The organism is Leclercia adecarboxylata (assembly GCF_035787115.1).
Classification (GTDB): domain Bacteria; phylum Pseudomonadota; class Gammaproteobacteria; order Enterobacterales; family Enterobacteriaceae; genus Enterobacter; species Enterobacter adecarboxylatus_E.
Genome location: NZ_JALKTL010000006.1, coordinates 252,196 through 264,525, shown reverse-complemented (window position 1 = coordinate 264,525; position 12,330 = coordinate 252,196). Strand labels below are relative to the sequence as shown.

Genomic DNA, 12,330 nt, shown 5'->3' with positions numbered 1-12,330 from the left:
CCCCAGCTTTTTTTTACCAGTACAATTTCCAGCTCTGGGTAAAGCGCACCAGCGCCTCGACGTAGAAGTAATCTCCCCAGCTGGCGCACTCATCCACGCCTTTGTTGCTGGCGAGGTGATACACGGAGTGTTTCAGCACGCCGTTGCCCTTCTCCTCTTTCCCCATCAGATAGTGCTGCGTCAGCGACGACATAATGCCTTTCGCCCATGCCAGATAGCGCTCCCGGTCGGGGTCGGTCACCGGCAGGTGCTTCACCAGCTCCAGCAGGCCGCACACGGCAATCGCCGCCGAGGAGGCGTCGCGCAGCGCGTCGGTGCCTACCAGCGCCAGATCCCAGTGACAGACGTAATCTTCCGGCAGACGATTCAGGAAGTAGTTTGCCAGCCGTTTCGACAGGACAATCATCGTCTCGTCGCCGGTGTAGATGTAGCTCAGCAGGAAGCCGTAAATCCCCCACGCCTGGCCCCGCGACCAGCAGGAGTCGTCCGCATAGCCCTGCTGGGTGTTGCCGTAGCGCGGCGCGCCGGTGACCACATCCATATAGTAGGTATGGAAGGTGGAGGCATCTTCACGGATAAGATACGTCGCGGCCTGCATCACGTGGGCTCTGGCGGCATCGGCGAAGCGCGGATCGCCGGTCTGCTCGCTCGCCCAGTAGAGCAGCGGCAGGTTCATGTTGCAGTCGATGATCATCCGCCCGGCCTGTTCCGGGTCGGCGAGATCGCCCCACGCCTGGATAATCTTCGCCTTCTCATGGAAGCGCTCCAGCAGCGCTTCGGCGGCCAGCAGCGAGAAACCGCGCGCCTCGCGGTTACCGGTCAGCCGCCAGTCTGCCACGCAGGAGAGCGTGTACAGGAACCCTAAATCATGGGTATTGGTGTCGCTGCGCCCGGCAATGCGCAGGCCAAACGAGCGGGTATGCTTCCGGGCCATCGCGCGGAATTTCTCGTCACCGCTCATTTCCCACGCCAGCCATAGCTGCCCGGTCCAGAAGCTGGTGGTCCACTCGACGTTATCGGTCAGCGGGTAATACCCCTCCTTGCAGGTTTCTGCCGGGAATTTATCGCCGAACTCCGTTAAATGACGGCTGATCAGCTCGAGGATATGGCTGCGCGCCGAGCTTAACGCATCGCTAAACGCGTGTTCATCCACTGGCACAGGAATATCGGCCAGGCGCTCCTCAGTGATACGACTCAACATAATTCGGTTCCTTCTTTGACGGCGTAAATTAGTGGTGTTCTGCAACGCTCAGCGTTTTTGCACCGCGCCATTTGCTCTGGCAGGCGGATAACGTGAAGGCGGAAATCAGGGTAAAGGTCAGCGCCGTGGCGCCCATGATGATATAGGTCTGTTCAAAGCCGATGCGGTCATACATATAACCAGCAGGTGACGACACCACGACGTTGCCGACGTACAGCATCGCCTGATAACCCAGCAGATACATGGTGGCGTTCACGCGTTTATCGAAATGCTCAGCGATATATTTAAAGACCGACACCAGCAGGAGACAGATTTCCAGCCCGTACAGCGGCTTAAGGACAGAAATTAACAGATGCGAGTCGCACAGCCCGGAAATAATCAGCCGGGCGCCGACAATCAGGCCAACAATTAATAGACCGCGTTTGGCGCCAATAAAGTTAACGAATAGCGGGATCACCATATACATGACGAATTCCGTCCCCGACTGCACGGTGCCGAGATAGCCAAACACCGCGTTGCCCTGGTGAATATCATCAAAGAAGGTGACGAAATAGCGCGAGAACTGCTGTTCGGCGATAAACATCATCCAGGCCACGCCCGCTACGTACAGGCAGAAAGCCCAGAATTTGCGGCTGCGCAGTAAGGCACAGACATCCGCCGGAGCGATTTTCTCTTTGGTTAACACCTCACCGGCATGGGCCGAGTTGGTGTTTACCTTCAGGCGCAGCAGGACAATCAGCATAATGACCGATGCCACGCTGCCCATAATAAAGTTGTAGGCGGGTGAGAGATTAAACAGCAGGCCGGAGAACGACGACGCCACCGCCCAGCCAAGCGATCCCCACATGCGGATCTGACCGAACTCCATGCCGTTCAGACGGCTGAAACGGTCGGAATAGGATTCGCATGCCGCCACGCCCGCATACCAGGCGAAACTTAAATAGAGCGCGCCGATAATAATCCCCAACATCGTATTGGTCATTAACAGCGGCTGGTAAACGTAAATAAAGAACGGCGCCATCAGGGCGGACATCGCCACCACAAAATAGAGCAGATATTTGCTCATGCCGATCTTATCCAGAATATAGCCGTAGATCGGTTTCAGAATAACGGAGAAGACGCCGTTCACCGCAAATACGGTGCCGATCACCGAGCCGCTCAGATTCGCTTTTTGCCCGAGCCAGATTGCCAGCAGGCCAATACTGGCCGACCAGGTAAAGAAATAGAGAAATATAAAACTGCTGATTTTGTAATATTCAGTTTTGTTATTCATGTCATCCTCGCCAGTATCCAGGGTAAGGCTCTATAAAATGAACGACAGCTTACGTTCGCTTCCCGGCGCGCGAATTACGGCCCGGTTATCTTTTATTTCCAGTAGCGGCGTGTTTGCTTCTGCGATCGCTTTTTCGGCGGCAAGCACCGCGCTACACAGCCAGGTTTCCCCAGGCAAAAGGGGGGTTGTCAGGACCGGAATGGCGGCGCATTCGGCAAACATGATGCTGCTGTTCGGCGGCGTCACCACGCTGTCAGGCTGACGGCTGATCACCGGCGAGAGATCGACAATCACGCTGCTGCCGTTAGCGGCATGCAGGTAACTGCCGCGCCCGAGGCACTGATGGTCAGTTTTCTTCACCGCGAACCCGCCCTCTACCGTTTGCAAGGTGCGCGCGCTGTTTACGCGGTGCAGGCGCAGATGCCACGCGCCGAAGGGCACCAGCCAGCTGTCGATATGGACGTCATGCCACGGTGACCAGCGCGAATAGATAAAGTTTTCGTCAACGCACACCGCCTCGCACTCACGGCGTCCGCGGAAGTAACTATCGCCATCCGCCAGCAGCAGCATGGAGTCGCAGGCGGCGTGCTTGATGCCAAAACGTCCCCGCTCGATGGTGAAACCAAAGCGGCTGGAGTAGGCAAATTTGGTGTATTTCGCCTCGGTATTGACGTAGTTGTTCAGCTCCAGCTGTCCGGCCGTGAGCAGGGTGACGTCATCGGCGTGAATAAGGATCTGCTGGGCATGGGGTATCACGCGCTTTTCGGCAAGCGGTGGCAGCGGCTGCTCGTCGGCCTGCCAGAACGGATGTGATTCGGGCAGCGCCAGGATCAGGTAGGTTTTCAGCGCCCAGTAGGGCGAGCCAGGGGCATTGTAGTCCTCACACATCGCCAGGTTCGGACAGGCAAAGCCGAGGGTCAGGATCCCGTCGCGGTCGGCAATCGGCTGCTGCTGCCACCAGCGCAGATGGCGCAGGACAATGCCCTTCACAATGCCCGGGGTAAATACCTCCAGCCCGGAGAAAGCCACCGCGCTCCAGAAGGCGACCATCGCGAAGCGGTAGGTCAGGCTACGGCCAAAGGGCACCGAGGCGCCGTCGGTGGCGGACATATAGATAAAGTCCTCCGCGAACAGGCGTGAGCGCTGGCGCAGCATCTCAGAACGTGCCTCATCGCCGCTCAGGGTAGCGTAGATCAGCCCATAAAAGTGGAACGCCATTGAGATGTAGTAATCCTTTGGCCGACCCGGGCCATCGGAGTACCAGCCCTCCCCCAGGTAGTAGGCGTCCATCATTGCGAAGCGACGATCGATGGCCTGCTGGTCGTACGGCATTCCGGCGCGCTTAAAGCCCAGCTGCACCATAATGGCGAAGTAGTTCCAGTTGCTGTCCGGCATGGTCGCGTCTGTTATCTGGTTCAGCCAGGCGTGCAGGTTCATTACTTCGCGCTCGCTGAACAGATCGGTGAGCTTCTCCTGCAGCAACGCCAGGCCCAGGCCATACGCCGCCATCTCCACCAGACGTTGATCGTAAGGCGCGGTTTCGCCCCAGTAGCCTGCGCTCTGCGGGTCGGTACCCCGTTTAATGGCGGTGATGTACTTGTCGCTGAACGGCGTGCTGTCGCCAGCGGCCATCAGCGGAAACAGCCCCCAAAGTACCCGGGACAGCCCCTCCATCTGCGCAACGTCCGTGGCGTAGTGCGCGCTGGTCTCGCCCAGCGAAAAACGTGAACTCCCCGCAGGAAACTGTCTGTCCACAGCCGCAAGCCACGCGTTCATTGACGCCACCAGATCCTGGCGGGATGACAACGGATTTGATTTTTCTTTATTTGCCGCCAACATAGCCTCGTCCTCGCAATCAACTGCGGCAAAGCATAGTTAATCAGCAAGGTGCAGAAATGTTAGCCGGGTCACAGGAGTGAGAGATGAATAAACCTGCAGTTGAGGAAATTTAAAAAGGTGGTTTATAAAGAGGAAAGAAAAGGGAAAAGTTGAGTTTTATTGCACTATGCGCGAGACCCCTACCGCGGAACACCTTGAGCTGATTACGCTTAACGATACTATCGTGTCGTTCAGTCGCCTGTTCGCCAACACCGTGCGCTATCACCACTGGCACCAGTGCCTGGAAATTCTCTATGTCGAAGAGGGCTTTGGCGTGGCGATTGTCGATAACCGCCACTACACCATGCGTCCGGGGCGGCTGTTTTTCTTTCCGCCTTTTACCCTGCATAAGGTGATGGTGGATCCGCAGGCCGAGGCGACCTACCGCCGCACCATTATTCATCTCGATCAGCATGCGGTGCTGAAAGCCCTGCGCGACTTTCCCCAGACCCAACAGCGGCTACATAAGCTCTCCCGGCGCGGGGGCGAAGCCTGGGTAGCGGACGTTGCCCACTGCCATAGCCACATTGACCATCTCTTCAGCTGCTACCCGCCGCCGTTGAACAGCGAGCGCGTGGCCAGCCTGCTAATCGGTCTGTTCGCCATGCTGCCGCACGATGCCGAGGGCCAACCCGGGAACAGCCACGGCATCGCCAGCCAGGTGATGTTCTGGCTGGATGAGCACTACCGGCAAAAGTTCAGCCTTGATGCGCTGGCAGAGGAGCTGGGGAAATCGCGCAGCTACGTATCGCGGAAATTTCATGCCGAAACGGGCGAGAAAATTCACGATTACCTGAATACGCTACGATTACGCAAAGCCTGTGAGTGCCTGCTGCACTCGGATGCGAGCGTGCGGGAGATTGCCGCGCGGGTGGGATTTTCGGACGTGACGTACTTTATCAGCGCCTTTAAAAAGGGCATCGGGGAGACGCCCTTACAATACCGGAAGAATCATGCGGCCTGAGGGATTGCCGGGTGGCGGCGATGCCTTACCCGGCCTACAAAACCCCGTAAGCCCACGAAAGTCCCGTAGGCCCGTGCAAGCGAAGCGTCGCCGGGCAAATAGCCCGCACGAGTCCCGCCGACCGGCAATACATCAACCTTCGATATCCGCCAGGTCGCCCTTCTCCTGCAGCCAGTTACGGCGATCTTCCGAACGCTTCTTGGCCAGCAGCATGTCCATTACCGCGTTGGTCTGCTGCTCATCTTCATCGCTGATGGTGAGCTGCACCAGACGACGGGTATTGGGATCGAGGGTGGTTTCGCGCAGCTGCAGCGGGTTCATCTCGCCCAGCCCTTTAAAGCGCTGCACGTTCGGTTTGCCCTTCTTGCGCTTGAGCTGCTCCAGCACGCCCGCCTTCTCTTCTTCCGTCAGGGCGTAATAGACCTCTTTCCCGAGATCGATACGGTATAACGGCGGCAGCGCCACATAGACATGACCATTTTTCACCAGTGTGCGGAAGTGCTTCACAAACAGCGCGCACAGCAGCGTAGCGATATGCAGACCATCGGAGTCCGCATCCGCGAGGATACAGATCTTGCCGTAGCGCAGCTGGCTCAGATCTTCGCTGTCCGGATCGATACCGATCGCGACAGAGATGTCATGCACCTCCTGCGACGCCAGAACCTCATCGGAAGAGACTTCCCAGGTGTTCAGGATCTTACCCTTCAGCGGCATGATCGCCTGATATTCGCGATCGCGCGCCTGCTTGGCCGATCCGCCCGCGGAGTCACCTTCCACCAGGAACAGCTCGGTGCGGTTCAGGTCCTGCGCGGTACAGTCTGCCAGCTTGCCCGGCAGCGCAGGGCCGCTGGTGAGCTTTTTACGCACCACTTTCTTCGCCGCGCGCAGACGGCGCTGGGCGCTGGAGATCGCCATTTCGGCGAGCATCTCTGCAGCCTGCACGTTCTGGTTCAGCCACAGGCTGAAGGCATCTTTCACCACGCCGGAGACAAACGCCGCGCACTGGCGCGAGGAGAGGCGCTCTTTGGTCTGTCCGGCAAACTGCGGATCCTGCATTTTGACCGACAATACGTAAGCGCAGCGCTCCCAGATATCTTCCGCCGACAGCTTCACGCCGCGCGGCAAAATGTTGCGGTATTCGCAGAACTCCCGCATCGCGTCCAGCAGCCCCTGACGCAGGCCGTTAACGTGCGTGCCGCCCTGCATGGTCGGGATCAGGTTAACGTAGCTTTCGGTCAGCAGCTCGCCGCCTTCCGGCAGCCACAGCAACGCCCAGTCGACGGCTTCCGTATCACCGGCAAAATTACCGATAAACGGCTTTTCCGGCAGCGTGGGCAGGCCGTTCACCGCTTCGCCCAGGTAATCGTTCAGGCCATCCTGGTAGCACCAGCGCTGCTCGCTGTTGTTGACCTCATCCTTGAAGGTAATTTCAACCCCAGGGCAGAGCACCGCTTTCGCTTTCAGAATATGCGTTAAGCGTGAGACCGAAAAACGCGGACTGTCGAAGAAACTTTCGTCCGGCCAGAAGTGGACGCTGGTACCGGTGTTGCGTTTGCCGCAGGTGCCGATCACCTGCAAATCCTGCACCTTATCGCCGTTCTCGAAGGCAATATTGTAGACCTGGCCATCGCGGCGCACGGTCACTTCCACCCGTTTTGACAGGGCGTTCACCACGGAGATACCCACTCCGTGCAGGCCCCCCGAGAACTGGTAATTTTTGTTGGAGAATTTGCCGCCCGCGTGCAGGCGGCAGAGGATCAGCTCAACAGCCGGAACACCCTCTTCCGGGTGAATATCTACAGGCATGCCGCGACCGTCGTCGATGACTTCCAGCGACTGATCGGCATGCAGGATAACGTCAACGCGTTTGGCATGACCCGCCAGCGCTTCGTCAACACTGTTATCAATAACTTCCTGGCCCAGGTGGTTTGGGCGCGTGGTATCGGTATACATCCCCGGACGGCGGCGAACCGGCTCAAGCCCGGTGAGTACCTCAATGGCATCAGCGTTATAGGTTTGCGTCATGATTTAAACTAGCAATTCGCAGCGATTGTCAGAGGCTGTGCAGACCAAGAAAATCGACAATCTGGGTGAAATGATCCTCAAAGCCCGTGAAGGCATGATTACCGCCCTCTTCTACAGTCTGGCGGCAGGAGGCGTAATAGGCCACTGCCTGGCGGTAATCCAGCACTTCATCACCCGTCTGTTGCAGCAGCCAGATAAGATCTGGCGCTTCCAGCGGATCAATCTGCATCACTTTGAGGTCGTAAATATGGCGAGACTCTAGCACATATTGCTGTCCGGTGTAGGGGTTCTCGTTGTGACCAAGATAGCCCACCAGCAGCTCAAAAGGCCGCACCGCCGGGTTCACCACCACGGCAGGCACCATAAAGCACTGCGACAACCAGGTAGCGTAGTAGCCGCCAAGGGATGACCCTACCACGCCAAAGGGCTCACCGCCGTGCGCCATGACGATCGTCTCCAGCATTTCGGCGGCGTCTGCCGGGTACGGCGGCAGCTGCGGAACGATCATCTCGATCTGCGGATGGTGGACTTCCAGCCATTGGCGAAACAGCGTCGCTTTTGCGGAGCGCGGGGAGCTGTTGAACCCGTGCAGGTAAAGGAGCGCTGACATCAGTAGCCTTCTGAAGCAGTATCCGGGCGGAACCGGTTGCTTTGCAGGCGGCACACTTCTGTCGTTAACGCGCCGTCAGCATGCAGTTCCAGCCAGCGCCAGCCCGGCGCAATGGTATCTAAAGTGAAGTTCGAGCAATGCGGTTTAAACTGCACGCAGGTGGAAGGCGTAGCCAGCAGGCGACGACCGTTCCAGTCGAGATCCTGCTCCTGATGAATATGACCGCAGAGTAAATGCTTCACCCGCGGATAGGTCATCAACACCTGATCCAGCGCGGCAGAGTTGCGCAGGCTGTGCTGATCGAGCCAGCTACAACCTGCTGGCAGCGGATGATGATGCAGTAAAAGCAGGGTGTTACGCTCCGGCTCATCCGCCAGTTTCGCTTCGAGCCACTCCAGTTGAAACTCGCTCAGCTCACCGTGCGGCACGCCAAAGACCTGGCTGTCGAGCAGCAAAATCTGCCAGTTATCGCCGCAAAAAACGCGTTTGGCAGGGGAGATCCCCGACTCCTGGAGGGCGCTGTACATTGCGGGTTGAAAATCGTGGTTTCCCGGTAACCATACGCAGGGCGCGTTAAAGCTCGCGATACCTTCAGCGAAATGCTGATACGCCGCGGCGGTTTGGTCCTGCGCCAAATCGCCCGTTGCGACAATCAGATCGCATTCGCGCTTCTGGGCATGAATGGCTTCCAGAACAGCCTGATAACTCTCCCAGGTATTTACACCTAACAGGGTTTCATGCTTATTGGCAAACAGGTGAGTATCGGTGATTTGTAATACCCTGACTGGCGCCCCACCAGCAACAGTCAGGTTCAACAGGCTTTCCAAATGGTGTCCTTAGGTAGGTTTCACGACGCTAACAAACCGGAATCGCCATCGCTCCATGTGCTAAACAATATCTTAGCCAATCGGCCAAAAACTGATTAATTTGATGCTTTTCGTCACGTTGATGCAACTTTTTATTTGGGTAATCATAACGCGCTTTGAAACGGAAGATCTGCTGGCTTGAACACACTTCAGCGACCATCGCGTCATGATAGAGACGCACCGTCATCGACGGCAGGCTCCAGTAGCTGATGGACGGCGCAGTTTGTTCAATTTCCACCAGCGTAGTGTAACGGGTTGATTCCGTAATCGTTAATCGATACTGCGCGTTGCTCACCTGATAGCTCACTGTTTCGCCGGGCGCGTCATTACGCGGCAGCAATCGGCGCAGCTGGGCGAAGTTGGTCTCGCACAGGCGCATCATTTCAGGAAAGTCAGGTGTATAACGCTTCATTTTTTCCACTCGTTTCGTAAGTCCTGATAGTGCAGCTGCAGCCATTGCAAAGCGATGACAGAAGCCGCGTTGTCGATTTTCCCCTCTTCTACCCATTGATAAGCCTGCTCCCGACTTACCACATGAACACGAATATCTTCGTTTTCATCAACCAGACCGTGAATACCTTGCGCGGTCGTGGCGTCCACTTCGCCTACCAGAACCGATAAACGCTCGCTGGTGCCGCCAGGGCTTGCCAGATAATTCGAAATCGGTTTTGTCCGCCCGACATTAAGTCCGGCCTCTTCCATCGCCTCGCGCCGGGCGACCTCATCCGGGGTTTCACCCGCTTCCACCATCCCGGCCACCATCTCCAGCAGCCACGGGCTTTCGCTGGTATCCAGCGCGGCAATGCGAATCTGCTCTACCAGTACCACTTCATCACGCACTGGGTCAAAGGGTAGCAAGACTGCGGCATGCCCGCGCTCAAATATTTCACGCTTCACTTCCCCGCTCATTTCGCCGTTAAACAGACGGTGGCGAAAACGGTACAATTCCAGTGAAAAAAAACCGCTGTAGAGCGTTTCTCGTGCAATAATTTCTACATCGTTTTTTGTGAAAGTCACTGGCATCTTTTCTGGTTTACGCATGTTTGCATCCTGGTATAAATGGTGACGTTAACGTGAAATTCAATTTTGCTAAACTGCGGTTTCAACTACAGTATGGTAAATTGGTGCAAGTTACCGCCGGATGGCACGGAACGCCAACCTTTTGCAGTGGCGAAGTCTGCTAGAATCGGTAGATAAATTTTAATTAGATCAGCGCTAACTAAGCTTCACAACAAGGAAAGCAAATGAAGAAATTGCTCCCCATCCTCATCGGCCTGAGCCTGACGGGCTTCAGCGCGTTGAGCCAGGCAGAAGACCTGATACAGGTTTATAAGCAGGCACGTCTGAGCAACCCGGAACTGCGTAAGTCCGCCGCCGATCGTGATGCTGCCTTTGAAAAAATTAATGAAGCACGCAGCCCATTATTACCACAGCTGGGTTTAGGTGCAGACTACACCTATAACAACGGTTACCGTGACGCTAACGGCATCGACTCCAACGTCACCAGCGGCTCACTTCAGTTAACCCAGACGCTGTTTGATATGTCTAAATGGCGTAACCTGAGCCTGCAGGAAAAATCGGCCGGTATTCAGGATGTTACCTATCAGACCGACCAGCAGACGCTGATTCTCAATACCGCAACCGCCTACTTCAAAGTGCTGAGCTCCATCGACACGCTCTCCTACATTGAAGCGCAGAAACAGGCTATCTATCGTCAGCTCGATCAGACTACCCAGCGTTTCAACGTGGGTCTGGTTGCCATCACTGACGTGCAGAACGCCCGTTCACAGTACGACAGCGTACTGGCGAATGAAGTGACGGCGCGTAACGATCTGGATAACGCTGTTGAAGAGCTGCGTCAGGTTACCGGTAATTACTATCCGCAGCTGGCATCGCTGAACGTTGAACGCTTCAAAGCCGAAAAGCCGCAGGCGGTGAATGCCCTGCTTAAAGAAGCTGAAAACCGTAACCTCAGCCTGTTGCAGGCCCGTCTGAATCAGGATCTGGCTCGCGAGCAAATCCGCCTGGCGCAGGATGGTCATCTGCCAACCCTGAGCCTGAACGCTTCGAGCGGGATCTCTAATACCAGCTACAGCGGTTCCAGAACCAGCGGCGCCCAGTACAACGATAGCGATGTTGGCCAGAATAAAATTGGCCTGAGCTTCTCCCTGCCAATCTATCAGGGTGGTCAGGTCAATTCGCAGGTTAAACAGGCACAGTACAATTTTGTCGGTGCCAGCGAACAGCTTGAAAGCGCGCACCGCAGCGTGGTTCAGACCGTGCGTTCCTCATTCAATAACGTGAACGCCTCTGTCAGCAGCATCAACGCCTACAAACAGGCCGTTGTCTCTGCTCAGAGCTCTCTGGATGCGTCGGAAGCCGGTTACGCGGTGGGTACGCGTACCATTGTTGACGTACTGGACGCCACTACCACGCTGTACAACGCCAAACAACAGCTCTCTAACGCACGTTACAACTACCTGATTAACCAGCTGAACATCAAATCGGCGCTGGGTACGTTGAACGAGCAGGATCTGCTGGCGCTGAACGGCTCCCTGGGTAAACCTATCTCCACCACCCCAGAAGTCGTGGCCCCGGAAAACCCGCAGCAGGTTGCCTCTGCCGACGGCTTAACCGCAGCCGCTGCTCGCACCACCAGCAACTGATATTTATACCCGGCCAGGGCTCTCCAGGCCGGGTATCATCGCGCTGTCCGACAAAAAAACGTAAGCCAACGTAAAGATCTCCCAGTTTCGCCCCCATCGCTTCAATTTCCACCACTCATCCTCTATTCTGAGCGTAATTTTCTGTGTATTACCACTGGGTCCTGGAAGACAATCATGAAACGGACAAAATCCATTAATCACGCTACGTTCCGCAAAAGCTGGAACGCGCGTCACCTCACTCCTGTCGCCCTGGCGCTGGGCGCCGTGTTTATGCTGGCAGGCTGTGAGAAAAGCGACGAAACGGTTTCGCTCTATCAGAATGCCGATGACTGTGCTGCTGCCACCGGCAAAAGTGCGGAGTGTACCACCTCATACAACAATGCCCTGAAGGAAGCGGAACGTACCGCGCCGAAGTACGCCAGCCGTGAAGACTGCGTGGCAGAATTTGGCGAAGGTCAGTGCCAGCAGGCACCTGCTCCGGCGCAGGCGGGTACGGCGCCAGAAAACCAGGCGCAGGCGCAATCCAGCGGTAGCTTCTGGATGCCGCTGATGGCAGGTTACATGATGGGCCGTCTGATGAGCGGCGGTGCGGGCTACCAACAGCAGCCGCTGTTCAGCTCGAAAAACCCGGCCAGCCCGGCTTACGGCCAGTACACCGATGCCAGCGGCAAAGGTTATGGCGCCGCCCAGCCAGGGCGCACCATGACCGTCCCGAAAACCGCTATGGCGCCAAAACCGGCCACCACCAGCACCGTGACTCGCGGCGGCTTTGGTGAATCTGTTGCCAAACAGAACACCATGCAGCGCAGCGCGACAGGTACCTCAACACGCTCAATGGGCGGCTGAT

General features: G+C 56.6%; 11 protein-coding genes. 3 read left to right on the top strand and 8 right to left on the bottom strand.

The window, feature by feature from the left end; translation table 11 throughout:
• Nucleotides 1–13 precede the first annotated feature (13 nt).
• Genes MXM41_RS18545 through MXM41_RS18535 form a run of 3 tightly spaced genes read right to left on the bottom strand, consistent with a single transcriptional unit; the run spans nt 14 to nt 4,313 of the window.
• The gene (locus MXM41_RS18545; RefSeq protein WP_325933579.1) at nt 14–1,201 is read right to left on the bottom strand and encodes a glycoside hydrolase family 88 protein; all 1,188 of its coding nucleotides are present in this window, start codon (nt 1,199–1,201) and stop codon (nt 14–16) included.
• Nucleotides 1,202–1,229: 28 nt separating this feature from the next.
• Entirely contained in the window at nt 1,230–2,474 is a 1,245-nt protein-coding gene (locus MXM41_RS18540; protein ID WP_325933577.1) for an oligosaccharide MFS transporter, read from the bottom strand.
• 30 nt (nt 2,475–2,504) lie between these two features.
• Complete coding sequence (locus MXM41_RS18535; RefSeq protein ID WP_325933576.1) at nt 2,505–4,313, bottom strand: DUF2264 domain-containing protein; 1,809 nt, start codon at nt 4,311–4,313, stop codon at nt 2,505–2,507.
• A 166-nt stretch (nt 4,314–4,479) separates the two neighbouring features.
• On the opposite strand from MXM41_RS18535, the gene MXM41_RS18530 reads away from it, so the two are divergent.
• Nucleotides 4,480–5,316: an AraC family transcriptional regulator gene (locus MXM41_RS18530; RefSeq protein WP_325933575.1), complete on the top strand. Its 837-nt coding sequence runs from the start codon at nt 4,480–4,482 to the stop codon at nt 5,314–5,316.
• Nucleotides 5,317–5,448: 132 nt separating this feature from the next.
• On the opposite strand, the gene parE is transcribed toward MXM41_RS18530, so the two are convergent.
• The 5 genes from parE to nudF are packed head-to-tail and all read right to left on the bottom strand — an operon-like array spanning nt 5,449 to nt 9,858.
• A complete protein-coding gene (gene parE / locus MXM41_RS18525; protein WP_325933574.1) occupies nt 5,449–7,341 on the bottom strand; it encodes a DNA topoisomerase IV subunit B in 1,893 nt (630 codons plus the stop codon).
• Between the two features lie 28 nt (nt 7,342–7,369).
• Nucleotides 7,370–7,951, bottom strand: coding sequence for an esterase YqiA (yqiA, locus tag MXM41_RS18520; protein ID WP_325933573.1), 582 nt, complete (start codon nt 7,949–7,951; stop codon nt 7,370–7,372).
• Nucleotides 7,951–8,778 (bottom strand): 3',5'-cyclic-AMP phosphodiesterase, encoded by an 828-nt coding sequence (gene cpdA, locus MXM41_RS18515; RefSeq protein ID WP_325933571.1) that lies wholly within the window; start codon nt 8,776–8,778, stop codon nt 7,951–7,953. The genes yqiA and cpdA overlap by 1 nt, the downstream gene beginning before the upstream one ends.
• 28 nt (nt 8,779–8,806) lie before the next feature.
• Complete coding sequence (locus tag MXM41_RS18510; protein ID WP_003862516.1) at nt 8,807–9,229, bottom strand: DUF1249 family protein; 423 nt, start codon at nt 9,227–9,229, stop codon at nt 8,807–8,809.
• Nucleotides 9,226–9,858 (bottom strand): ADP-ribose diphosphatase, encoded by a 633-nt coding sequence (gene nudF, locus MXM41_RS18505; protein ID WP_325933570.1) that lies wholly within the window; start codon nt 9,856–9,858, stop codon nt 9,226–9,228. The genes MXM41_RS18510 and nudF overlap by 4 nt, the downstream gene beginning before the upstream one ends.
• A gap of 203 nt (nt 9,859–10,061) precedes the next feature.
• Here nudF and tolC point away from each other — a divergent pair, with 203 nt between their 5' ends.
• Together tolC and MXM41_RS18495 are read left to right on the top strand one after the other, a co-directional pair.
• A complete protein-coding gene (gene tolC, locus MXM41_RS18500) occupies nt 10,062–11,483 on the top strand; it encodes an outer membrane channel protein TolC (RefSeq protein WP_325933569.1) in 1,422 nt (473 codons plus the stop codon).
• A gap of 174 nt (nt 11,484–11,657) precedes the next feature.
• The gene (locus MXM41_RS18495) at nt 11,658–12,329 is read left to right on the top strand and encodes a DUF1190 family protein (protein WP_325933568.1); all 672 of its coding nucleotides are present in this window, start codon (nt 11,658–11,660) and stop codon (nt 12,327–12,329) included.
• Nucleotide 12,330: the final 1 nt, after the last annotated feature.